19 protein-coding genes are annotated in these 23,667 nt (G+C 42.7%); 8 read left to right on the plus strand and 11 right to left on the minus strand.

Annotated elements, in window-relative coordinates:
• Window positions 1-31: 31 nt before the first annotated feature.
• From MSG38_RS01665 to MSG38_RS01675, 3 genes are all read right to left on the minus strand, one after another.
• Window positions 32-1,723, minus strand: coding sequence for an SgrR family transcriptional regulator (locus tag MSG38_RS01665; RefSeq protein ID WP_248400827.1), 1,692 nt, complete (start codon window positions 1,721-1,723; stop codon window positions 32-34).
• 154 nt (window positions 1,724-1,877) lie between these two features.
• On the minus strand, window positions 1,878-2,111 hold the full coding sequence (locus tag MSG38_RS01670) for a DUF3389 domain-containing protein (RefSeq protein ID WP_017064605.1): 234 nt from the start codon (window positions 2,109-2,111) through the stop codon (window positions 1,878-1,880).
• Between the two features lie 95 nt (window positions 2,112-2,206).
• Window positions 2,207-2,632 carry a hotdog fold thioesterase gene (locus MSG38_RS01675; protein ID WP_248400828.1) on the minus strand — a complete coding sequence of 142 codons (426 nt, stop codon included), beginning with the start codon at window positions 2,630-2,632 and terminating at the stop codon, window positions 2,207-2,209.
• A 140-nt stretch (window positions 2,633-2,772) separates the two neighbouring features.
• Between MSG38_RS01675 and MSG38_RS01680 the strand changes: the two genes are divergently transcribed.
• On the plus strand, window positions 2,773-3,561 hold the full coding sequence (locus tag MSG38_RS01680) for a M48 family metallopeptidase (RefSeq protein WP_017060066.1): 789 nt from the start codon (window positions 2,773-2,775) through the stop codon (window positions 3,559-3,561).
• A gap of 137 nt (window positions 3,562-3,698) precedes the next feature.
• Here MSG38_RS01680 and MSG38_RS01685 read toward each other — a convergent pair whose 3' ends face one another.
• Window positions 3,699-4,781: a site-2 protease family protein gene (locus tag MSG38_RS01685; protein ID WP_048613669.1), complete on the minus strand. Its 1,083-nt coding sequence runs from the start codon at window positions 4,779-4,781 to the stop codon at window positions 3,699-3,701.
• 357 nt (window positions 4,782-5,138) lie between these two features.
• On the opposite strand from MSG38_RS01685, the gene MSG38_RS01690 reads away from it, so the two are divergent.
• The 3 genes from MSG38_RS01690 to MSG38_RS01700 all read left to right on the plus strand — a co-directional run bounded on the left by MSG38_RS01690 (window position 5,139) and on the right by MSG38_RS01700 (window position 9,625).
• Entirely contained in the window at window positions 5,139-6,398 is a 1,260-nt protein-coding gene (locus MSG38_RS01690) for an outer membrane protein transport protein (protein WP_248400829.1), read from the plus strand.
• A gap of 13 nt (window positions 6,399-6,411) precedes the next feature.
• Complete coding sequence (locus tag MSG38_RS01695; RefSeq protein WP_248400830.1) at window positions 6,412-8,844, plus strand: VolA/Pla-1 family phospholipase; 2,433 nt, start codon at window positions 6,412-6,414, stop codon at window positions 8,842-8,844.
• A gap of 223 nt (window positions 8,845-9,067) precedes the next feature.
• Complete coding sequence (locus MSG38_RS01700; RefSeq protein ID WP_017060062.1) at window positions 9,068-9,625, plus strand: PhnA domain-containing protein; 558 nt, start codon at window positions 9,068-9,070, stop codon at window positions 9,623-9,625.
• Between the two features lie 82 nt (window positions 9,626-9,707).
• Here the strand turns inward: MSG38_RS01700 and MSG38_RS01705 are convergent, their stop codons facing one another.
• From MSG38_RS01705 to aspT, 7 genes are all read right to left on the minus strand, one after another.
• Window positions 9,708-10,859 carry a BamA/TamA family outer membrane protein gene (locus tag MSG38_RS01705; protein ID WP_059018532.1) on the minus strand — a complete coding sequence of 384 codons (1,152 nt, stop codon included), beginning with the start codon at window positions 10,857-10,859 and terminating at the stop codon, window positions 9,708-9,710.
• Window positions 10,860-11,166: 307 nt separating this feature from the next.
• Complete coding sequence (locus tag MSG38_RS01710) at window positions 11,167-12,081, minus strand: LysR family transcriptional regulator (protein ID WP_059018535.1); 915 nt, start codon at window positions 12,079-12,081, stop codon at window positions 11,167-11,169.
• Between the two features lie 158 nt (window positions 12,082-12,239).
• Entirely contained in the window at window positions 12,240-12,665 is a 426-nt protein-coding gene (locus MSG38_RS01715) for a hypothetical protein (protein WP_059018537.1), read from the minus strand.
• A 17-nt stretch (window positions 12,666-12,682) separates the two neighbouring features.
• The gene (locus tag MSG38_RS01720; RefSeq protein WP_248400831.1) at window positions 12,683-13,855 is read right to left on the minus strand and encodes a patatin-like phospholipase family protein; all 1,173 of its coding nucleotides are present in this window, start codon (window positions 13,853-13,855) and stop codon (window positions 12,683-12,685) included.
• A gap of 212 nt (window positions 13,856-14,067) precedes the next feature.
• Entirely contained in the window at window positions 14,068-14,925 is an 858-nt protein-coding gene (gene pdxY, locus MSG38_RS01725) for a pyridoxal kinase PdxY (protein ID WP_248400832.1), read from the minus strand.
• A gap of 206 nt (window positions 14,926-15,131) precedes the next feature.
• Window positions 15,132-16,730, minus strand: a complete 1,599-nt coding sequence (locus tag MSG38_RS01730) for a bifunctional aspartate transaminase/aspartate 4-decarboxylase (RefSeq protein ID WP_248400833.1) — start codon at window positions 16,728-16,730, stop codon at window positions 15,132-15,134.
• Window positions 16,731-16,884: 154 nt separating this feature from the next.
• On the minus strand, window positions 16,885-18,600 hold the full coding sequence (gene aspT / locus MSG38_RS01735; protein ID WP_248400834.1) for an aspartate-alanine antiporter: 1,716 nt from the start codon (window positions 18,598-18,600) through the stop codon (window positions 16,885-16,887).
• A 472-nt stretch (window positions 18,601-19,072) separates the two neighbouring features.
• On the opposite strand from aspT, the gene MSG38_RS01740 reads away from it, so the two are divergent.
• The 4 genes from MSG38_RS01740 (at window position 19,073) to MSG38_RS01755 (ending at window position 23,513) form a co-directional block, all read left to right on the plus strand.
• Window positions 19,073-19,285, plus strand: coding sequence for a DUF1656 domain-containing protein (locus MSG38_RS01740; RefSeq protein ID WP_059018547.1), 213 nt, complete (start codon window positions 19,073-19,075; stop codon window positions 19,283-19,285).
• Window positions 19,286-19,295: 10 nt separating this feature from the next.
• Window positions 19,296-20,156 (plus strand): HlyD family secretion protein, encoded by an 861-nt coding sequence (locus MSG38_RS01745; RefSeq protein ID WP_248400835.1) that lies wholly within the window; start codon window positions 19,296-19,298, stop codon window positions 20,154-20,156.
• A 13-nt stretch (window positions 20,157-20,169) separates the two neighbouring features.
• A complete protein-coding gene (locus MSG38_RS01750) occupies window positions 20,170-21,525 on the plus strand; it encodes an FUSC family protein (RefSeq protein WP_248400836.1) in 1,356 nt (451 codons plus the stop codon).
• A 326-nt stretch (window positions 21,526-21,851) separates the two neighbouring features.
• A complete protein-coding gene (locus MSG38_RS01755) occupies window positions 21,852-23,513 on the plus strand; it encodes a hypothetical protein (RefSeq protein WP_248400837.1) in 1,662 nt (553 codons plus the stop codon).
• The last annotated feature ends 154 nt before the right edge of the window (window positions 23,514-23,667 follow it).

The raw sequence follows: 23,667 nt of genomic DNA on the forward strand, positions 1-23,667 counted from the left end.
TTGTTTGGTCCTAATTGAGTTTTGTTGGATTTCAATCAACGTCAGGCTTCACCCAAACTTGGCTAAAGTCGAACCAACCTAATGCATTACATTTCGCGTTTTGCAACGTACCACATTGATCCTTATTAACGCCTAACCAGCAATGAAACATTGGAATCAATTGATTGCTTTGGACCAGTTGTTTACCTAACTGTCGTGCTGGGAATTGCTCGAATTCACCAGAACGCCAACGGTCAATCATGTGACACCATTGGTCGAAGTCTTCTGCCGGGCTAGATTCATCAAGAAAACTGTAGTCCATTAGCCAACCGGCTAAAGCGTCGTCTCTGTTATTGGCGATGCCCATAGGGTTAATCCAAACATCAACATCATCGGCGTGCGGAGGATCGGTTTCGTAACCATAAAGATCAACATCAACGTTGTATTGCTTCAGCACCGTGACAATCGCCTTGGCAAGCGTTGGAAACATTGGATGTTGGCATTGATACGCCAATCTTATGGTTGGTCTGGTATTTGCTGGTGGACAAACTGGCACCTTCAATTTTATGTCATACCAACCAGGTTTTATGCCATAAGCGTGCAACACGCCCAAATCGATAACGGTCTCTTTTGGAATATGAACAAACAGATCCGCCGCATTCAACGCGTTAGATAAAAACTGTGCCCATGCAGGATCTTGTGCAATACCTTTCTTTCTATTGAGCAGTAAATACGTGCAGCCAGGATCGAGTTCTACTTCATCGCTATCGCCACGGTCGGCCATAACAGGCTTAGATAGGCTTGGGTAAACCATTGAAGAATAGGCCTCATCCACCACCCAAACTTCAACGCGATCAATTAACGGTCTGAAACCAAAGTACCCATTGAAAGCCGTTAACACGAGTTGTTTCTCGTCGTTCTTTTCAATGCGATAAGGTCCCGTTCCAATCGGTCGAATATCGTAATCTTCACCACGTAACGTGATCGGTAAAGTGACTTTGGCGACCGACTCCGTTAGCGCGAGCGGAAAATACTTGTCTGGGCGTGTTAGAAAAACATCTACTACACAATTTGCAGGTGAAGAGACATCTTTGATATGCGAAAACATGTTGAGAGGTTCGAGCGCAAGAAGTGTATCCACAACATGATTGGTTAACAGAGGTTCCCCGTTATGAAAGCGAACACCGGGTCTCAAAAAGAATCGCCATTGGTAATCGCTGATTTTTTGCCATGAGTGAGCGAGATCGGGTTGAAGTTGGTCATTCTCATCTAGACGAGTCAACCCACTGAATACCTGACAAGCGATATGCTGCTCTGAACGACGCATCGATTTGGTTGGGTTAAGCATTGAAAGCGGTCGGTAATAAGGCAAACGAATAACTTGTTCGCCTTCTTGATACTGTACACCCAAGTAGTTTTGAATAACTTGGGTGAGTTTGGCAGCATTGTGATCAAGCACTGACAGCGCCTGTCCAATTTTTCCTTCCTGCAAGTAGCGTCTTGCTAGGTTCTCGCTGACATCACAACGATTCTGTTTAAAGATAAGTTGAGATAACTTCCCTCGACCAGCTGCAGGTAACCATTCTACCCACCCTTCTTCTTCAAGCTTGTTGAGTACCATTCGAGCATTACGACGGGTACAACAGAGTACATCCGTGATGTCGTCGAGCTGAACATCAGAATCTTTACCATCGAAGTATTCAAACAGGGTTTCAAATTGAACGCGAAGTCTTGGGCTGCTCATAAAGAGGAAAACTTATTCAAAGGACATTGAATTCAGTTTCCCTATTTTATGGCGTAAAATCAATATTACTGACACGATTTTATTGTGAATTATTGAGTACGACATCCTAAGATGTTATTCAATCTGAAGGGTTAAGTGCTTTTACCGTAAAGGATTACATTACATCGCAACCAATTTCATTGGCGATTTCACGAAGCTGCTGTTCATCGTCTAGTTTTATCGACCATTTACATTCAGAACCGTTAGCTGAAATGACATTTGCCCCTTTTCCGATCAATTGAATTGCATCAACTTGGGCTTGCAGCGTGACTCTATGCTCACCATCTAAACGAACAACCAATTCATGTGCGGTTGCGATGACTTTTCCACTTTTAAACGTTATGACCATGGGCTTCTCGGGTTACTTCTTTAAATACTGATTGCTTGTTCTAAGTACTGATTACTTCTTCTAAAGACAAAACCAGCGTACGACTGCCTAATCTGTTATCGCTTATGTTTCTTCACGGCAATGGTTAAGCGGCTGGTACAAACTAAGCGTTGACGCTCATCAGTGATATTGATCTGCCATACTTGAGTCGAGACGCCCAAGTGAATAGGCTCAGCAGTACCGATGACGTGCCCTTCGCGCATTGACCTTACGTGGTTCGCATTGATATCGAGCCCAACGCAATAATAGCCTTCTGGTACGCAGAAGTTTGCAGCCAATGAGCCAAGCGTTTCTGCTAGCACAACCGATGCGCCGCCATGAAGCATACCCAGTGGTTGGTGCGTAAAGTGACAAACCGGCATGGTTGCTACCAAAGAGTTGTCATTTACTTCAGTGTAAACAATGTTGAGGTGTTCAATTAAGGTATTTTTTGAGGTCTCGTTGAAGGTATCTAGGTCAACGGGCTTTTTCCAAATACTCATGTGGGTTCCTTAATTATTGATCTTGTTATCGCGTGCATAGCTTTTTTCTATATTACTGGCTGTTAGTTATCTTACAGCCCTTAGTTATTACGCAAGTTGATGTTAACATGCATAAAAACCGAATACACAGAGGATATTGTATGACGTCATGGATGAAGTTTGCCTCGCTTCTCACACTTGCAGGCCTAACCGCGTGTAGCGCTTCTCCGACAGGCAGAAACCAATTGCTGCTTTTTTCAGATAAAGACATGTCTCAGCTTGGAGCCCAGTCTTTTGAACAAATGAAGAAAGAACAACCCATCAGCAAAGATGCCAAAACTAACGCTTATGTGCAGTGCGTAGCGAACAGCATCACTCAATATATTCCTAAACAAGGTTTTAGTGAATGGGAAGTTGTTGTGTTTGATAGTGACCAAGTTAATGCATTCGCCCTACCTGGCGGAAAAATCGGTGTATACACAGGGTTACTAAAGGTTGCAGTCAATCAAGACCAACTCGCAACGGTTATTGGTCACGAAGTGGCACACGTTCTAGCGGACCACAGTAATGAGCGCCTGTCTCAGTCTCAAATCGCTAATACTGGCTTATCTATTACTAACGTCGCGTTAGGCGCATCTGAGTACAAACAGTATCAAGGTATGACGATGGCCGCGTTAGGATTAGGCGTTCAATATGGCGTTATTCTGCCGTATGGGCGAACTCAAGAGTCTGAAGCCGATGTTGTTGGTTTAGAGTATATGGCTCAAGCAGGGTTCGATCCAAACCAAAGTGTCAACTTGTGGCAAAACATGGCCAAAGCATCAGGTGGCAATCAACCGCCAGAATTACTTTCTACGCACCCTTCCCACAGTACGCGTATTAAAGATCTGCAAGCGACGATAAAAACGCTTCCTCAATCAGGTTCACCAAGACCAAATTGCAAAGCGTAATCTAAGTAAGAATCGCCTAGCTGGTGTAAATACAAAAATGCCCTATCCATAATGGTTAGGGCATTTTTAGTTTCTTGCTTGCTAACAGTTCAAGTGCACTAAGCAGCTGGATAATTCCAACAACAGAAATTCACAGGTTAAGTACCAAGAATTTGTAATGGTAGGCTTAATAGCTGGTCACCGGTCGATGCAAAATACCAGATAACACCGATCAAACTACTTACTAAACCTACATACCAAACGAACGACACGACTTGCCCGTATTTGTCTAACGGTAACAAGTGACTGTGATGACGTCCTTTCCATTCGAACAGTATTTCAACACTGCCCATAATCAATAAGAAACCAAACAGGGTTAAATTCAACTGATAACTCAATACCACACCAGCAACGGCAGCCGCGACACACAACACAATACCAAGCACACTGTTCATCGAGAAGCTGATACTTTTAAGAACATGTCCGCCATCGAGAGGCAAAATCGGCAATAGGTTGAACAGGTTTAATAGAGCATTAAATACCGCAAGGCCGGCAAAGAACATTTCTCCAGTCGCCCAATACAGCACCATAAATACTAACGACAATATCAGGCCGAACAATGGCCCCATGATTGAGATAACCACATCTTGCCAACGCGTATTAATCTTTTCATCGGATAACGCCAAGCCACCAAGAAATGGTATCAAATAAATGCCTTTGGTTTTCATGCCGAAGTATTTCATCGCTCTAATATGACCGTACTCATGGAACATTAAACAAGCGATTAAGGCCAAAGCGAACTGAATTGAAAACAACCATGAATAGGCCGCTAAACTCGCAGAAGCAAGTACGACCTTGATTAGCTTGGCGCTTTTTAGCGCTTTCATACCAAGCGACACCAACCCAATTAGGCTAAAACGCTTCTCTGGTTTAGGAGCGATAACAGGAGTTTGTTGTTCGATATCTTTGGTGTTTCGATTGCCTTCGGTAATGGTTTGGCCATTGACTAATGCTTTATACGTCATCTCAAACGGTTGCCATTGAACGGTCGACTCAACGTGACACTGCAACGTTTCTTCGCCAGCGCGTAGTGTAAATTCGTGTGTTCGTGCGTCTTCTTGGTCTGTGGTCGCATCTAATTGAGATACCAAAGTGTTATCCCAATACAACTGTTGCCACCCTGCCATTGACCCTTCTAAACGAAGCGGTTTACCAAGAAACTCTATCGCGAGTAATTCCAAACTTTAATTCCAATTTAATGACTTCTAACGAGTGTCGATATTATGCCGATTTAGCGATCGGCGGTAAACATAAACAAAGTTGTTACATATTGAGCAATTGAACACTATTTGTACCAATAGCTAACATAAACATTCTGGTCACACCTCCAACCATGAATAAACTATTGATTGTAATTATATTATTAGTGTTAGAGTGCCGCCCCTCAAAAATATAACCTCTCAAAATAACAACTATTTCTTTGACTTTATATAAAACATGAATTTAACATGCTGTTTACATTAGAGCTTCAACACCAACAATGCTCAGTGTGTTTTCAAACAATAATAATGAAATTCGATGCCCTAGGAGGGTCAAGGATGAAAACAATACAACGCTCTCTCGTTTCGCTTTCTGTGCTATTTGCATGCAATTCACTTGCGGCTGGCTTCCAAGTTGCTGAGCATTCTGCCTCAGGTCTTGGTCGCGCATTCTCAGGTGAAGGCGCTGTAGCCGATAACGCGAGTGTACTAGCGAGAAACCCCGCCGCAATGACCCTATTTGATACAGCCCAATTTTCAGGCGCGGTTTCTATCGTTGATCCAGAAGTGGATATTACTCAAAACAATGTTCCAGGTTCTGGCGGACAAAGCCAAGTATCTAAAGACGTAGCGCCACTGCAAGTTGTCCCTGCCGCATACTACATCAGCCCTATCAACGATAAATGGGCTTGGGGCATTGGTATGTTTTCTAACTACGGCGTTGCTACCGATTACCCAGATGATATTTATGCGGGTGATCTTGCAGGTGATACTTCACTAGTGTCAGTGAACTTAAACCCCAATGTGGCATATCGAATTAACGACCAGTTTAGTGTTGGTGCGGGTGCAAACCTTGTTTACGCCGAGGCTGAACTAAATCGTCATCAAGGCTCTATTTCGAACATCACTGGAGATCCTGCCTCAACAAAACTGATCAGTATGACAGGTGAAACATTTGCATTTAGTTGGAATGTAGGCGCGTTATATGAACTGAATGAAAACAACCGATTCTCTATCGCTTATCGTTCAGAGGTCGACCTCGACTTTGATGATGGTGACTTTACTGATTACACGGGCGGTATCGTGCAAGGCAGTGCTACGACAACAACAGGCCGTTTAAAAATCACGTTGCCTTCAATTATTGAAATTTCAGCTTTCCACCAATTGACCGACCAATGGGCAATTCACTATGGCTGGCAACAAACTGGATGGAGTAGCTTTAAAGAGCTTAAAGCGACAAGTTCAGATTGTGTAAGTGGCGAGTGTTTTAAAAAGACCGAAGACTACGACGACAATAACCGTTACTCATTGGGTGCAACTTACCAGTTAAACCAAGAATGGACCTTAAGAGCTGGTTTAGCTTATGACGAGCAAGCTGGTGAAGCGACATTAAGCATCCCTGATAGCGACCGTTTCTGGTACAGCGCAGGTTTGACTTATCAGTACAGCCCAAACCTTTCAATCGATGCTGGTTTCGCTCTTGTTCAAAGTAAAGAAGGTGATTTCACTGAAACCAATGAACTTGGTCAGGAACTTGAATTCTCTGGTGATGCAGTCGCTTACCTATCTGCAATTCAAATGAACTACACCTTCAACTAAACGGAATTAAAACATGAAAAAGTTATTTAATGTTTCGCTGCTCGCTTCAGCAATGTTTCTTGCTGGTTGTGGTGATGACTCTTCGAGTTCAGGTGCTTCAACAGCGATTCAATATGAGCAATACATTCAAGATTCACTCGCACAAGCGACGAGCATCAAGTTTCAATTAACGGGTGCGGATATTGCGGTTCCTCTTCCTAGCTTCGCGTTAATGGATACTAGCGACGGTACACTTGGCTTACCAACTGGCGGTGATGATTCATTAACCAACCCTATCGCAGCAATGAATACAATGGATGGTTGGTCTACCTCAATGCCAATCATCATGGATTTTGAAGGTACAGGTTTAGCTGACGGCTTGGCTACTGGTGGCGTTTATCTACTAAAACTTAGTGGCTCACTCACTTCTGAAACGGCACCAAGTGTTACTGGCGTATTGGTACAAGGAACTCATTTTAATGTTCTATCTAGTGCCTCAACTGACACATTCACCATTGTATTCAACGAATCCCTTGATGCTTCAAGCGAGTACGTATTGGCGCTGTCGAATGAACTAACCGATGCCAATGGTGATCCGGTTGGTATGTCACCAAGTTATGCGGCTTTGAAATCAAGTGTAGTAACCTATACCGAAGGTAGCATTGCTCAAGCTCAACAAGTCACTCAAGGGGTTGAAAAGATCTTTGCTGGAGCGACTGCTGCAGGTGCGATTAACCTTGATACTGAAAACATCATTTACTCGACTTGGTTTACTACAGAGTCTGTTGGCGATTCCCTTTTCGCGACAAAAGCCGCAACGGCAACAGGATTGGCTGCGACAAATCTAAATGGTGTTTGGAAAGATAGCGCAAACCCTAACTCAGTTGACCTTACGGCTGCCTACACAATGCAGTTCGGCTCAACAGAACTGTTCACAACAGCACTAGCAAACGATACTGACTTTGATAAGTATGTTGCAGGCGACGACGCAACAACTATCGCAACACTTAAAGGTGCGATTAATGGATTGTATGGTGCTACTGACAACGTTGATGTAACCCAAGGTTTTGTTCAATTACCTTATTACCTAGAAACAAGTGCTACTGAATGGAATTCACAGCCATTCGAATCGGGTATGCCTAGCTTAGCAAAAGTTTCAAGTGCTTTAAGTGATAGTGCCGAGCAAACAAATATGGCTACTCAGTTAGCTGCTGCTGGTATCGACACAAGCATATTAGCGACAGAGCAAACCGAACAACTAAAGTTAATCGGATTAAACTTAACAATGGCCGATGGTTCTCCACTTGATAGCGAAAGAGTTATTACGAAATACTCTCCAGTTCCTCAAGTTAAATCATTAGAATCTGTCGAATTCTTGCTATTTACGCCTAATGGTACAGATCCTACTGATATAGTCATTTACCAACACGGCATCACCTCTGCAAAAGAAAATGCTTACGCGTTCGCTTACAACCTAGCGAGAGCTGGAGTTGCTGTTTTGGCTATTGACTTGCCAATACACGGTACTCGTAGTTTGGATGACCAACGTTCTGCAAATGCAGATGTCTTAGCTTATTTAAATCTCACTAACTTGCCTGTAGCGCGTGATAACGTTCGTCAAAGTGCACTAGATGTAATGGGTTTAAGAGCTTCATTAACCGCTTCTTTGCAAGCTGGTTTACTTGCTAGTTCACCTTTGAAGGGATTTAACATAGCTACTGGCTCACAAGTTAAGTTTCTAGGTCATTCATTAGGAGGTATTGTCGGAACGACAGCTGTTGCGTCTTCTAACCGTACGTTAGGTAGCACAACTGCTGATGCGCTTTATTCATTCAGCGCTGCTGCTATCGAAAACTCTGGTGGTCAAATATCTAACCTTTTGTTGGGTTCACCTTTCTTTGGCCCACAAGTTAAGCACAACGTAGCCTTGGGGGCTTCGACAGAGTACGCAAGCTATGCAGCTGCTAGCTGTACAAACAGCTCAGATAAACTGTGCTACGAAACATTTGAAAGCAGTGCAACCACAGCACAACTAGCTGCAATGACTGCAGCATTTCAACAGTTCGCGTATGCGGCACAAACCGTGTTAGACACTATTGATCCATACACTAATGCTGATTATTTGCTAGAAGCTTCTACTCAGATGCCAATTTACATGGGTCAAGTGCAAGGTGACGAGACGGTACCAAACACCGTTGCGGATGCTCCGTTTGCAGGAACAACACCACTTGCGACAAAACTGGGCTTAACCGTTGTAGATGCAAGTAATACAACGCCAAACGGAACCAATGATTTTGTTAAGTTTAGCAAAGATGCGGTTCACAGCACATTTGTGGCTCCGCAAGATGACAGTACGCCTCTACCATTAGATTTAAGCCACCACGTTAGCATGCAGACACAAGCGGTAGACTTCTTATTAGATAATGCTTTAACCGCAGCATCTATCGATGGTTCTGTATTGGAATAATTATAAGTTCTAATTGAAACCAAATGCCAGCCTAACCGCTGGCATTTTTGTTTCTGTGACTAACTAACTCTCCCTAGTTAACCGTTTGCATAAAACTTTAAAACACAAATGGTTGATCTCAGCTAAAATTAATCAAGACAGAATACCGTACGACCTCTTTCTTTATTGTAAATAAAGTGGATAATAGCCCCGTAATTTAATACCTAATAAATGTGAGTCCATTATGTCTTCTGAAGCTACTATGCTAGAACGCTGCCAATCTAAATGTGAACTATGTGGTTCTGATTCTTCTCTTACTGCATACGCAGTACCGCCACACAGCCACGTAACAGTGGATCACGGCATCATGGTATGTGACAAATGTCTTGGTGAGATTGACGATCCTAAAGATATCAACCACTGGCGTTGTCTGACTGACAGCATGTGGAGCCAAGAAGCGCCAGTTCAAGTAACAGCATGGCGTCAACTTACTCGTCTGAACACAGAAAGCTGGGCTCAAGACGCGCTAGACATGATGTACCTTGAAGAAGAAACGTCAGTTTGGGCACAAATCGGTATGTCTGCTGATGACAAACCTCTTGACGTGAACGGCGTTGAACTTAAGAAAGGTGACGACGTAACAGTAATCAAAGACCTGCCAATCAAAGGTACTAACCAAGTGATTAAGCAAGGTACTGTTATCCGTGGTATCAGCGTTGGTGACGATCCTAAGCTTGTTTCTGGTAAAACAAACGGCGGTCAATCAATGTACGTAATCGCTGAGTTCTGCCGTAAGAAGTAATCTTACTGTAAGAAAGTGATAGAAAACGAAAAGGCGCTAATTAGCGCCTTTTTTCTTGGAAAATTTACCCTATTCCGTTGTTCTAGAAACCACTACCGACGTTAAAGTAGATAGCGCGTTCTTCATGGCTTTGCGCATAATCCATCCCAAGGTGCAAACCGTAACGTCTCGCGATTTGGTATCGAAAGCCGACACCTCCAGCATTGACGGTACTGTCGTGGCTTATGCCGTTATCTTGCTTTGCAACCCCTGAACCGTAAAATCCAGACACCTTCCAACGATGAGTGATGCTATACGTCAATTGGCCTTGGATTGTTTCAATCTCATCTCCTTGGTACCGATAAGATGACACCCCGCGTAACGACACGTACGGTTTCGCTGTGGGTGATACAAACAGGTCTTGCTGTTCGAAGCTTTGATAATTTGCGGCCAAGCCTAACGTCCATTTACTGGTAATTGGGATATAGGCTTCGCCATCTATGTTCAAATTTCGGTAATTGTAATCACTGCCAATCGCATCGTCGTACACCATGTAATCTGCAGACAATTTGTAACCTTTGGTTGGATAAAATAAATTATCTCTTGTGTCATATTCAGCCTCCAACCCTAATCCAGACGTAACCGATTCGTTACCCAAAATTCGGTCTAAAACCATGTTATCAAATTCAATCTCAGACTTAGCTAATAACTGCTTTATCCCCAACATCCAAGGCGTATGCCCAATCCGGAACTGCACCTTTTGTGAAAGTACGGCTACCGAAGTTGACGTGCCTATTCTAAGGTCATGATCTATGGGGCCCCAGTTGATTGATGTGTACAAATCCAAATTCGCAACGCCAAAGCCGCCTCCTCCTGTGTAACGAATGGAATCATTCATCCAAGATCGTCTATGGCCACCAAACACAAACCAAGTTTCATTCTCTGTCCCTACTGCGCCCACTACTGACATTGCTGAGGGTACTAACTGTGCACCACCATCTATGGCAGAAAGAGCAGCTTGCTTTCGTTGTCGCTTTTCCTCATCCGTCTCATGTAAAAACAAACCAGCCACACCGCCGCCATATCCCACCGCAGGTTCGGTAATCAAAATTGGGATAGGCAAAAAGCCATGTGCGTTTTCCGCAAGGTGATGCCCCATATCAAATTGACCATCAACAGGATCATAAAACGATGCGAAAGAAGATGTTGTAAACAAAAAGCAGGAGAGAAGAACAATGCCGCCGCAGCGAATCATAAAATTGGCCTCATAAAAAAGGCCGGGTAACGAAACCCGGCCGAAAGTTTGCTTCCTTGCAATAAACATAGAAATTAAACACTTATTGCCAATAAAGGGGGTCCTTAATCGACGGGCATAGAATAGGCCAAATAGTGGTGTTGCCCTACTCCTATATAGAGGGTCAAACCCATCAAATATTTAGTTTCTCTAACGAGATAAGACTCAAAAAGCGGGTACAAAAAAGGCTCTAAGTGAGCCTTTTTTAATAATACAGTATGGATAATGGTTAATATGAATATTGCAAATCATTGCAATAGACCAAAAGCTACAGCCGATAGTTGCTGATTAAACGCTCTCGGTATTCTGAAATCACTGAAGTCAAAGAGCCCTTGATATCACTGACCTGTTTCGAATGAGGGCACCACAGGGCGAAACCAAATTTGAACCCTTCAAATAACTCAGCCGCTTGAATAGGTTCAATTTCGTGTTGAGAAAATTCTGGGTCAGAGAAAAATGATTTAGGTAAAAGTGCCCAACCCAAGCCTTTTTCAACCATTTTGATCATCAACGCAAGTTGGTCAATCTCTTCGTGGTCTGAGCTTACGACTATTTTTTCCGACATCCCCTCTTCGATAAGGGCTCTCAACACAAACTGTTTAGAGTTTCTTAAAGCTACAAGCACATCTTCTTTGTCTAGATTACTAAATTCACCGCCCTTTTGTACGAACGGATAGAACTCAATATGACCTAGAAAAGTTGCGTCTAAACTGTGCATCGCGCGGCTATCATGAACATTCACCAAACCAAAGTGATACTCACCATCCTGTATCCCTTGCTTGATCGCTTTCTTGTTACGAACCAGAAAGTTCACTCGCATCATTGGGAAGTCACGTTTGAGTTGCTTTCGAATATCGACAAGGACACGCTGAGGAATCACGCTCGAATACGCGATTGTGATGTTTTCTAATCCACCATAAGAGAGGCTCAACGCTACCTTGTCGAAGGTACGAGCTTGCTCAATGGTTTGCTTGGCATAATGGTAAAGAAGATGCCCGTCTTCTGTGGGCTCTACCGAGCGACCTATTCTTTCAAAAAGGTTTACTGCGAGCTGGTCTTCAAGGTTAGTGATCACCTGCCCGATTGTTGTTCTGTGTTTATTGAGTTTAACGGCGGCTTTGCTGAAGGAAAGCTGGTCATAAACGGTAACGAACGCGAGAAGTTGTTCAATGCTGAAATTCATTTTGTTGTGCTTACTTTTAATCGTTATGTATTTAAATTATCACAGGTTGACGAAATATCTACTTTGTCAGAATAATATTAGTGAAAATAATTCGTCGATTTGAAACAAAAAAACCTACTTAAGCCAGTAGGTTTTATCATTGATGTTAAACGAATAACTTAAATGTACTCGATAACTCGAGCCAAATAGTTAAAGTCGCCTGAATCACCGTGGTAATTACGGTAAACATCGACACTAAAATATCTAGGTTGGTCCACTTGAATATGCTCAGCAATTCGTTGCTCGATGGATTCTAAAGTTTCACCTGTTTGCGAGTAGATGTATTTCTTGGTGGTCTTTTGAAGCTGGCGTTCTTTGGCTTCTTTGTGTGTGACGTAATTGTTCACGTCAACCCACTGACCAATGTAGTCAATCGCCACGTAGTCTGAATTTTCTTCAACCATGAACAACGCCGCTTCTTGTTGAACGTCGGCCAGTTGTAGCATGTCGCTATCGACTTTTTGCTGTTCCATTGAGGTCACATTTTGTGCCATGGCAGCGCTAGACGTTGCCATGATAAGTAGCGTTAAAGCTGTTTTATTCATTTTACGGTATCCCTAAATTAAGGTAATTCTGTTACCCAAGGTTTGCCCTGAGTTGCTTTGTGATAACCATATTCGTATATGGTCAATAAGTAGTGTTCATCAAACATGTCTTTAGTTCGTTTGGCGTAACCAAAATCGTGCTCGATGTAAGTAAATTTCATATCAATGTTGTTGATTTCACTGATGTATTTCATTCGATATAAATCACCACGTGTTTGAGCAAGAGTCAGGCTTGATACGCTCTTTGCTACTAAATCTAGACCCTTATCTCTCAGCGAGTGGTACGGCGCTTTCAGTGCTCCATTTCGAATAACATCGAGCTGTGGTGGCTTTTCTAACCCAAGAGCATCTGAGATCTGCTGATAGTCGAAGTTAGATGGATTGAAAAATACTTGAGCGGCTAAACCACCATCGACGTGAAGTTCTTCATAACTTTTACCCTCATGTTCCACATTGATAAACTGCGGTGGGAAGACTCCAGGAATGGAAGCACTTGCTGCTAAAACCTTATATATAAGTTCAGACTTATCTGGCATGTCACTATTTGCAATTGCGCCCACATTCCAAATGACAAGCTCTCCAGAATCAAAGTGTGTGCTACCAATAAACAAACGCTTACCGCTGCGGTGTCGCGCAGCAATTTGCTCGATCATCGGTTCAGGGAACGCCTGAGCGATAAATTGATTCAAGTTTTTTCCGTCAGTAAAAGCATCTTTAAACACGGTGTTTAAAAAGTTCTTTTTGCCAAGCACTGATTTGTCATTGATGTTTAACATCACCTCCTTCATCTTCGGGAATGCATCTCCGCCGATGAATACAAATGGTGCCATTAGCGCTCCTGCACTGATGCCAGTCACTATTGAGTAGTCTTTCAATTGGCCTGATTCTTCCAGCCCTATCAAGATACCGGCTCCAAAGGCTCCGTTCGCGCCACCTCCTGACAAAGCTAAGATATTCAGTTGCTCACCTGACACGCTAATTGGCGTCGTTTGATCGGTTGGAGAGTATAAGAAGTCTGGGTTCTCACTCGCCCACATACGCAATGGCTCTTTTACTGATATCGCTTCTTCTACAACCACTTCTTTGTAATTATCTTTGTGTACGCGTACATCCAACGTGTGGGGTGAGTTACATGCCACTACAAGTAATGACAAAGCAACGGTAAAACCCGAGGAAATTAGACGGTTCATAATTAGGCTCATTTAATGTTCTCTAAAATGATTCAGAGACTCTGTTTAATAAAAAGAACAGCTATAAACAGAGAAGTTAATAAATAGGGATAAAGTGAAGTCCGTCTCTTTCTGGCGGTAATATAGCTAAGTTTAGGTTTAGCTCGTAATCTCGTTTGTAGGACGCTACCCATCGAATAGGTACACCCTCACCACTATCGGAGTTAAACGCTCTACCCGATTTTGACCACGTTGAAATCGTGGGTAGGCTCTACAAATTCATATTGTGCATTGATCGTTTGTAGCTCCCAAGTCCCATAACTTTTAGTTAGCTCCAACACACCGTAGACCGCGTTATTGGCATGTCGGAATGCAGCAACGGGAGACATTCTCTTTATTAACCCTGCTGTAAAAAGGCCAGAGATAAGGTCACCGACACCAACCGGTTGTTTATCAAATTCAATGTTCGGTCGTTGGGCTAAATAACATGCCTTTTTCGTTGCCAGGATCATACTGAATGCGTCATCGGGTAATGAGTGAAGATGCTTCACAAGCACCATCTTTGGCCCAAGCTCCAATGCTTTCTTACAAGCTGTAACCGCGTCATAAAGGGAGAGGATTTTAATGCCGGTCAATTCACTTAGTTCAAATTGGTTTGGCACGATGACATCGGCAATAGGCAGCAAGTGTTTGGTAATGGCGATTTTAACGCCAACCTCAACGATACAACCTTTATCTGGGTCACCCATTACAGGGTCACAGACATAGAGCGCACTGTGGTTCTTTTCTTTAACTAGATTAACCGACTCGGCAACCGCTTTACATTGGTCTGCATTTCCCTGATAACCCGATAGGATCGCACCACAGTCTTTCAGTACGTTGATGTCGTCTAAGCCTCGAATCAAGTTTCTAATATCATCTGAGCCGAACGTTTGCCCAGTCCAACCTTGTTGATATTGATTGTGATTAGAGAACTGAACAGTGTGGATTGGCCACACATCGAGTCCCATTCTTTGGATTGGAAAAACCACAGAACTGTTTCCTGCATGCCCATAAACCACGTGAGATTGAATAGAAATAATGCTTTTCATGCGTCGCTCTTTCAGTTTGAAATGGATTTGAATACTTGGATAAGACGACTAAATAAACACAACGGAACATCAAGACAGGCATTTTTATCGGTCTAACCACTGTGCTTATTTGGTCGGAATAGCCTCGACATCGCCGAGGCTTATTCTTAACGATTTGGACGTTATCGGCTTAAAATCATGTATTCGATTCTAAGCCTCACTTGAACTTATGCGCCTTGAAACTCGGCGAAGTGCTCGTCCAACACCTTGCGAGTTGCACGGCCAATCAGTTCGTACTCATGGTGAGTCAGGTTAGCTAGTGATACACGAACAGATGCGTGTACTACATCGAAGCCTTTTCCTGGAAGCAAGATAACGCCAGTTTCGTGTGCAAGTCGGAACAGGAAGTCTTTGCCCTTCTCGTTCGCTTTGAACCATTCAACGAAAACTGGGCCGTACAAATTGCCACCCAAAGTGTCGAGCTCAAGCAATGTGTAGTAGTCTACACGATCTTTGTTTTCTTCAATTTCGATACCCATGTTTTTGTACAGAGTTTTGTAACGTTCGCGAATAATGCGTTTGCACGATTCTTTGTAGTTTTGCTCTGAATCCATTAGGCAGTTCAACGAGAACAGCGCCATTTGAACTTGTTGTGGTAGTGAAAGACCAGCAGTGTGGTTTAGTGCAACACTGCGGCTGTCTGCAACGATGCGGTCAATGAACTTAATACCACGCGGTTCTGGGTCTAGCGTTTTGTAACGATCATCCAATTCCAGTTGACGTGATTCTGGTAGGCTGCGCATTGCATCATCGAACACGTTGTTGTGCTGAATCGCAATTGAGCCAAGGCGCCAGCCTGTCGCACCGAAGTACTTAGAGAATGAGTAAACACAAAGCGTGTTGTATGGAAGTTTGGCAAACAGAGAAACGAAATCGTCTGCGAATGTGCCGTAAACATCATCGGTGATAATGAACAGATCACTACGTTGTATGTTGACGAAGTCTGACAGGTTATTCAGAGTCTCATCAGAGAACTTCACTGAAGCCGGGTTTGCTGGGTTCACCACACACAGCAGTTTAATGTCTTTGTCTTCAAGCTTCTTGATTTCAGACATAGGTAGCTGCCACGTTGTCTCATCTAAACGAAGCTCTACAATCTCTAGCTCGTATTCTGAAAGCTCAGGGATTTCTAAGTAAGGTGTGAAGATTGGTGTGATTAACGCAACCTTATCGCCTTTCTTCAATAGACCGTTGTTAAACATGGTTTGGAACGTGTACGTCATTGATGCCGTACCACCTTCTGTCGCAAACAGATCGAAATCCGTCGTCATTGGCATTGGGCCGTACATCTCTTCTGCAATGTATTGTTTTACAACACTTTCGATATTCGTCAGCATGCGAGGCGGTACTGGGTAGTTACACGCTAAGTACGCGTTCACTAGTTCATTCAAGAACACTTGCTTTTCGATACCTAAGCGATCTTTTGCGTAGCTCAGAGCTTTTTCAATGAATTGAACACCTGGGTTCTGCTGATTGTTGTTTGCGTAAGAATCAAAACGCTCAACAATACCCACACCATCTGGAATGCCACCAAAGCTACCATCTAAATATGAATACGTGCGCTCGGCTTCCATTACTGCGAATTCACCCAAGCGAATAAATGCTTTACGTGGCAATGTTGCTAGGAAATTTGGATTACCACGACCTGCATCTAATAAAGCGCGGTCTGGCACTGCTTGAGCAACTTCAATTAATTTGTCTTTTAATTCAAATGGGCTTAAATCAGCGAATTTTGAAAAGTCGATATTTGTATTTTGTGTAGTCATAATATTTACCTAATTAAATCTTGAAAACTATAATTATTAATTCGTTTTACTTAAGTGTGGTTATTCAGCCCTATCCAATGAGGTAATTGACTAGGACTTTTAATAAATTTAAATATTTCTGGTTATTTAACTTATAACGAGTTTGTGGTTTTAATTACATACCAGCATTAACAGTAATGATCCCGACGATAATTGGGCCCCATAGAGTCAGTAACACGTTGGCTACGGCGTAAGTTACAGTGAAAGAGAATACTGGCGTTGCATTGCCTGTTTTTTCCATCAATGCAGCGAACGCTGGGTTTGCACTTCGACCACCGGTTACACAACCTAAAGCTTCTACTGGGTTCTTAATCTTCAATACAAAGTACGAGAAGAAGAACGAAATAATCTGTGGAATAATGGTGACCGCCATACCCAAAAACAGAAGTGACATGCCGTGTTCTTTAATAGTGTCAACTGCTTGAGGGCCGGCTTCTAGGCCAACAATGCCAACAAACGCTGCTAAACCAAAATCACGAATGAAGTTTGCTGCACCCGCTGGGAACTGAGCCACATGTGGGTTTCGGCTACGTAACCAGCCAACAAGCAGGCCAGAGATCAAACAACCTGCACCAGAACCAATCGTTACGGGAATACCTGCAATCTTAAAGCTGATTAAGCCGATAAGTAGACCCAGAACCATACCGAAACCCAGTACGATGAAATCAGTCATGGTTGCTGAACCCATGCGCTTACCGATGTGTTTTTCAACTCGGTTGATGTCTTGAGCGGTACCTGTTAATTGAATAACGTCGTTTTTCTGAACAACCAGATCATCAGTAATGGCGACTGAAGCACCTTCGCGGATGTAATCAGTCACATACACGCCACGGAATGAACGTTCGTTTGAGCTGTCTTTAATTTCTCTTAAAGAACGACCAATCAGCTTTCGGTTATCAGCGATAAGTTGACGATTTTCTTCAATAACTTCATAGCTTTCCGGTAATGCTACTTCATTGTTTTGAGCCTTGTCCTGTAACTCATGAACCGCATTTCTACGACCGGTAACCACAACAAGATCGCCCGCTTTAAGTGCTGTGAACTTGTCTGCATTCAGCTCTTTTCCGTCGCGCTCAATAAGTTCGATACACGCAGCAAGTGATGATTGATTCAATTGCGCTAGTGTTTTTCCAACCAGTTTGTCGTCGTTAGTTACTTTAAAAGCACGTGTCACTAAAGCGGTAACTGCGTTAAATTCGCCATCTGCTAAATCGCGTTTACCGTTGGAGTTTTTTTCCTCTAGTGCGATAGCTTCCGATCGGATATCCCACTTCATCAGTGTTGGGAATACCCAAGTCACCATCAAGATTGGACCTAATGAACCAAAGATATATGTTACAGCGTAACCAACAGCAACATTAGTTTGCATCAGGTGTTTGGCTTCTTCAGACACACCACCCAAACGTGCGATCGCATCGCCTGCAGTACCAATGATCGCAGACTGAGTTAAACCACCAGCCGCTAGGCCCGCAGCAGTACCTCTGTCTAGGTCAAATAACCAAGCAGCAGCAAGTACACACAATAAGCCTGAAACCGTCATAACAACCGCAGACAACAGTATGTTGATGGTTCTAAAGTTAAGCGCTTTAAAGAATTGTGCGCCGCCTTGATAACCAACAGCATAAATAAAGAGCGCAAAGAAAATACTTTTTACGCCGGGATCAATCTGAACACCAAATTGCCCAATAATTACGCCCATTAATAATGTTCCGGCTACACCGCCTAAAACAAATCGGCCGATAGTAATTTTACCAACCATATAACCCAATGAGAGTGTAATAAATAGTGCGACAAATGGTGCCATGTCAAACAGATTAGAAATAATGTCCATGACAAATTTACTCTTGTTACTAAATATAAGGAGTAAATAATCTAACGAATAACTTAATAATGATATTTGTTGGATTATTCAAAATAAATAAAGCATCTCGTTGCTTCGAACCGAATATTAAGAACAAAAGGTTTTATTATGTAATCTCATTTGATGGATCAAATCATCACTTTAACGGTTTGGCGCGTTCTTGAAGTACAATTAACATATTAAGTCATTGTTTTAAAAAGAATTATATTAAACTAGAAAAAGTTGATAATTTTCGAAATCAATTTCAATTAAGTGTTTTTCCACCGAAAGCCTAAACCTACCTTTCCTTTTTCTACTGGCTTAAGGCACTAAACAAAGGCGTGCTTAGCATAGCCACCAAGTTAAGACGGATTTTTGATGGATCCGATCCTCTATAAGCGATTATCACAATAAATGTAACTCCGCTATCGTTACATTCATCAAACAAATAGAGAACTAAACCATGAATAGCATGCCGCATGAGCTTGTATGGGGAGAGGTTTACTTTCCACCGCTGTTACTGGTTGTCGCATTGGCTTACGTGTTGACGATATTAACCGGCTCAATTGCAACCAGACTAGGGCTTCATAAATATGTCGCGCTTCCTGCATTAGCTGAGTTAAGCCTAATCGTCATTTTTACTGGCATCATCGGCCAATTCATTACCATTTTTTGAGGCAATTCCTGTGATAAAACGTTATCTCATTACACTACTATTATTCTCAGCCGCTGGCTCTGTCATTTATGGTTATTACCAATCTTATTCAAGCAACCCTTGGACTAGAGACGGCCAGGTGAGTGCTTATATTGTGTCTATAACACCACGTGTCACAGGCCAAGTAACGAAAGTCCATGTTAATGATAACTCTCAAGTGGCCAAAGGCGATATTCTGTTCGAAATCGACCCAAGCCTTTACCAAGCGACCTATCACAAGGCCTTAGCTTCTCAAAAACAAGCATTTGCATTACTTGCAAAAGCAAAGAATGAAGAGCAACGCGCACTGAACTTAGAAAAAAGAACGCCAGGTGCTATTCCAGTTTTAACGCTAAACAACCTCAGTAATGCGGTTGAGACTTCGTCTGCGAACGTTCAACTGGCTAAAGCAAACGTCGAAGAAGCACAACTTAACCTTGAGTATACAAAGGTGTATGCGCCAACTAATGGTTATATTACTAATCTAAGCCTACGTGAAGGCTCACAAGTAGTCGCAAACACGCCCGTTGTCGCGTTAATTGATGAGGATAGTTTTTGGATTGAAGGTTATTTCAAAGAGACAGACTTAGTCGGAGTCGACGTTCAAGACACTGCCTATGTGACACTGATGATGCATAACAATGTTCAACTAAGAGGACATATCAAAAGTATTGGTTTTGGTATCGCCAAGCAAGATGGGAGCACAGGTAATGACTTATTGCCAAATGTGAATCCAAACTTCCAATGGATACGCCTAGCTCAACGCATTCCTATCAAAGTGACGTTAGACGAAAGACCAGAAGATTTACAACTGCGCGTTGGCATGACTGCCTCGATTAAAATAATCAAATAGTTAGGTGATATTTATGCTCACTGCATCGACTAAAGAAGCGATCAAAGCGGCGCTTTCTATCGTTATTTCTATATGCCTGGCCTTATGGTTCGGATGGGAGAAGCCATATTGGGCAGCGATTGCGGTTGCAGTGATGGCATTGAATGAGAGTTTTGCTCATGCGATAAACAAAGGTCATAACCGGTTAATGGGAACCTTGTTAGGGACCGGTTATGCCTTTTTCCTCATTGCGATGTTTTCACAAGATCGATTTTTGTTTCTAACATTTTTTACCGTGTTCTTAGGCACTTGTATTTTCATGTCTAGTGATGAGAAGTATGGTTATGTGTTTTCAATTGGTTTCGCGGTCTGTTCGATTATTTCTTGTATGGGTGGGTTTGATAGCCAAGTGACCTTCCATTTTGCCGTACTACGCATACAAGAAACCGTACTTGGCATCGCGACCTTTTCTGTCGTCTATCGTTTAATTTGGCCGGTTAACACTGAACAACAGTTCTTAGACCGCTTCGATAATAGTAGAGCGGTACTCATCCGTGCTATGAAAGAAACAGGTACCATTAATGTAGAAGACTTAGAAAGTAATACTGCCAACATAGACAAACTTTTTCAGTTGGCTGAACTTCCTTTGACGGGCAGCTATCACCTAAAAGAAAACATCCAACATTGGCGACTTCGCATCAATGAGATGGCTCACCTACAAGACAAGCTGTTACAGCATGTCTCAGGCGAAAATCAAGATACAACAAATTGGTCTACAGTCCTTGTAAGCATCGAGAGCTTTAGCGTATCTACACCAAGTGATTCTTTAATCGGGGACGATCTTTTAGGCATGGAATTGAACAATGAGGTGTCTTGGCACCATGAACACCGTACATTTGTTCAACACTTGAATGAAGATGCGCGCAAGGTACTTCAGGGTGTGTTGATGTTCGTCACCTCTTTACTGATTTGGATTTATCTACCCGTACCTGGTGGGTTTATTTTCCCTATGATTGCGGGCGTATTTTCTTCTATGGTGCCAACGATGCCACCGAGCATAATCAAAGATGCTTTTTTTGGTGTTTTAGGTACAGGCACTGTCATTTTATTGCAGTACATTTTTGTTATGCCCTTGATGACAGAACTAGGGGAGCTCGCCCTATTTTACTTCGTCAATACTGTCGTGATTTGGAAAGTATTCAACACACCAAAACTCATGGTACATCGAATATTAGGGATTAACTTGCTGGTTGTTCTCACGTCAGGTGCACTCAACCTCACGCCGGTTTATAGAATTGAAACGCCACTTTTGATGCTCGTAAACATAATGATTATTCTGATGATAGCGAAGTTGTTTACTGATCTATTTAGAGTGAAGGTCACTGCTTAGAACTAAATACACTCAACAATTCAAAACAAAACGGTCTGCCAAGTATTTTTACTTCGCAGACCTTTTTTATATCCATTTAAAGGTAGACAAATCATATAGTTAACTATAAATTTCACTAAGTGAGGATAGCATCCATCAAACGCGATTAACGACTTTTCCCCTCTCATTTTAGAATCCTCTCATTGATTGAAGCGATGCATACCCAAGAGAAGCATTCACCAATTTAATTCTCTCGGATAAATACATTACAAACTGCACACGAAGTTCAGTACAACATTGTCTGTTTGAGTCTCCAAGGTTTGAGACTACTCAGCGTGGAAACCGTCATGAGTTTTTTTGAAATGAGCAAAAGCGCCTGTAAGAACTATCCTCTTTCTGTCCTAGCGAGCGCCCTATTAGTTACAACCCCTTTTTACGCTTCAGCGACAGAAGAAGCCACAACTTACAGTCAATCTATGGAGCAAGGCCGTGCCCTATTTGACAAATATGGAATTAGTCATGATTTACCAAAGCTTGCAATCAGCTCTCTTGTTCAAGGCGAACATTTGGTTGAGCACGCGCAGCGTACGATTAAGGTAGGCGACGACATTCGCGAGTCATCGGTTTATCTGATCAAAAATACGGACAACAAAGGCAACATTGATCTGCGCATCAAATACAACCCGCAAGAGCTGGATGAAAACGAAAAACTGATCGATGAAATTGAAGAGTTTACGCGCACTGAGTATCGCCTAAGAAATTATGCAGAAAGCTTCGATCCATCGTCAGTGAAAGTCAATGAAAAAGACAACGGCGACGTGACCATTAGCTTCAACTATTCGAAATACGGCTTACCACAAGACATCGCCTATTTCCGTTTCTTGAATGTTGATATTGACCTTGTAGGCGGCACACCAAAACGCATGGTAATCACCAACGACAAGCCATTTAATCTTGGTAAGTCCAAAGTCGACACCTATTACCAAGTGATTGATTTCCAGACGTTAGACTCTGGTAAAGTCGTTATTGAACGTAAGACAACTAACATTGAGGGTACGTCTAAAAAGAAACCGATGACCATGAGCACTGTAACTGAACCAGTCGCAATTTATGAAGACGACAACGGCGTTAATGTCCTGCATGAAGAGCGTCTAGAAGAAGTTTCAGATCCTCGTATGCAAGAAGCGAGTGTTAAGTTAGATCGAGTATTCCCTTTAATGGGCGACATGGTGCGTCGTCAAGGTATCGATTTGCCATTACCATTCGGTGTTTCAGTTGCTTATCGCAATCAAGACATGAACCTTCCTATGACCGATTATGTGATTGGCGGTGTGCGCTTGAATGACCTGTTCGACCCTGAAGATAGCGTTGCTACGGTTAAAGCAGAAAGTCTTTCAATACGTGGTGATGTGAATATTCTGCCGTTCTGGAATGTATTCGGATATGTAGGAAAGGTAAACGTTGACGCGAATGTTGATGCCTCTTACACCGGTGCTGCGGGAGAATATCTACAAGATAAACTCAATAACAAATTACCTGGTCTAGGTGACAAACTGTGCGAGGGCGTATCAGCACTGTGTAGCAGTGGGCGTTTAAATGTACCACTGCATCTCGAATATGACTTACGCGGTGCGGGTACAACATTATCTGTTGGTTATAAAGAGTTCTTTGCATCACTGACCGGCACCTATTCACAAACGCGTCTGAAAGGGATGGATGATTGGGGCGACGGCATTGTCACGGTTCAGCCAATGTTGGGCTATCAATTAGTTGATTATCGAGCTCAATTCTTCGTTGGTGCTGAATACCAAGGTTTAGATTCACGTATGCAAGGTACTGTAAAGACAGACGATATTGAATTTGATTACGACGTTGGCGTCGACATTAACCAGTGGGCATTCTTAACCGGATTCAATAAGCAGATTGGCAAGCACTACAACATGACCATGTTGTACAACAAAGGTGAAACTCGCTCTGCTGTGACATTGAACCTTGGCTACCGATTCTAACGGTCAAACCATCGCTCTATTTTGAATATAGATTCGTTAGAGCGATATTTTCATACGAGCCTCTGAAGCTCAGTCGTCCAGCAAGATGACAACTCAAATATATGCCATGTCGATGCTCCATAGATGGAGCGCAATACCCAATGGAACTGCAGGA

It is taken from the genome of Vibrio sp. 1CM24A (assembly GCF_023161725.1).
Taxonomy (GTDB): domain Bacteria; phylum Pseudomonadota; class Gammaproteobacteria; order Enterobacterales; family Vibrionaceae; genus Vibrio; species Vibrio coralliirubri.

What these genes read in the sequence shown, in the direction of transcription:
- MSG38_RS01665 (WP_248400827.1), bottom strand. Translation starts at nt 1,723, where the DNA reads ATGAGCAGCCCAAGACTTCGCGTTCAATTTGAAACCCTGTTTGAATAC.
- MSG38_RS01670 (WP_017064605.1), bottom strand. Translation starts at nt 2,111, where the DNA reads ATGGTCATAACGTTTAAAAGTGGAAAAGTCATCGCAACCGCACATGAA.
- MSG38_RS01675 (WP_248400828.1), bottom strand. Translation starts at nt 2,632, where the DNA reads ATGAGTATTTGGAAAAAGCCCGTTGACCTAGATACCTTCAACGAGACC.
- MSG38_RS01680 (WP_017060066.1), top strand. Translation starts at nt 2,773, where the DNA reads ATGACGTCATGGATGAAGTTTGCCTCGCTTCTCACACTTGCAGGCCTA.
- MSG38_RS01690 (WP_248400829.1), top strand. Translation starts at nt 5,139, where the DNA reads ATGAAAACAATACAACGCTCTCTCGTTTCGCTTTCTGTGCTATTTGCA.
- MSG38_RS01695 (WP_248400830.1), top strand. Translation starts at nt 6,412, where the DNA reads ATGAAAAAGTTATTTAATGTTTCGCTGCTCGCTTCAGCAATGTTTCTT.
- MSG38_RS01700 (WP_017060062.1), top strand. Translation starts at nt 9,068, where the DNA reads ATGTCTTCTGAAGCTACTATGCTAGAACGCTGCCAATCTAAATGTGAA.
- MSG38_RS01705 (WP_059018532.1), bottom strand. Translation starts at nt 10,859, where the DNA reads ATGATTCGCTGCGGCGGCATTGTTCTTCTCTCCTGCTTTTTGTTTACA.
- MSG38_RS01710 (WP_059018535.1), bottom strand. Translation starts at nt 12,081, where the DNA reads ATGAATTTCAGCATTGAACAACTTCTCGCGTTCGTTACCGTTTATGAC.
- MSG38_RS01715 (WP_059018537.1), bottom strand. Translation starts at nt 12,665, where the DNA reads ATGAATAAAACAGCTTTAACGCTACTTATCATGGCAACGTCTAGCGCT.
- MSG38_RS01720 (WP_248400831.1), bottom strand. Translation starts at nt 13,855, where the DNA reads ATGAACCGTCTAATTTCCTCGGGTTTTACCGTTGCTTTGTCATTACTT.
- pdxY (WP_248400832.1), bottom strand. Translation starts at nt 14,925, where the DNA reads ATGAAAAGCATTATTTCTATTCAATCTCACGTGGTTTATGGGCATGCA.
- MSG38_RS01730 (WP_248400833.1), bottom strand. Translation starts at nt 16,730, where the DNA reads ATGACTACACAAAATACAAATATCGACTTTTCAAAATTCGCTGATTTA.
- aspT (WP_248400834.1), bottom strand. Translation starts at nt 18,600, where the DNA reads ATGGACATTATTTCTAATCTGTTTGACATGGCACCATTTGTCGCACTA.
- MSG38_RS01740 (WP_059018547.1), top strand. Translation starts at nt 19,073, where the DNA reads ATGAATAGCATGCCGCATGAGCTTGTATGGGGAGAGGTTTACTTTCCA.
- MSG38_RS01750 (WP_248400836.1), top strand. Translation starts at nt 20,170, where the DNA reads ATGCTCACTGCATCGACTAAAGAAGCGATCAAAGCGGCGCTTTCTATC.
- MSG38_RS01755 (WP_248400837.1), top strand. Translation starts at nt 21,852, where the DNA reads ATGAGTTTTTTTGAAATGAGCAAAAGCGCCTGTAAGAACTATCCTCTT.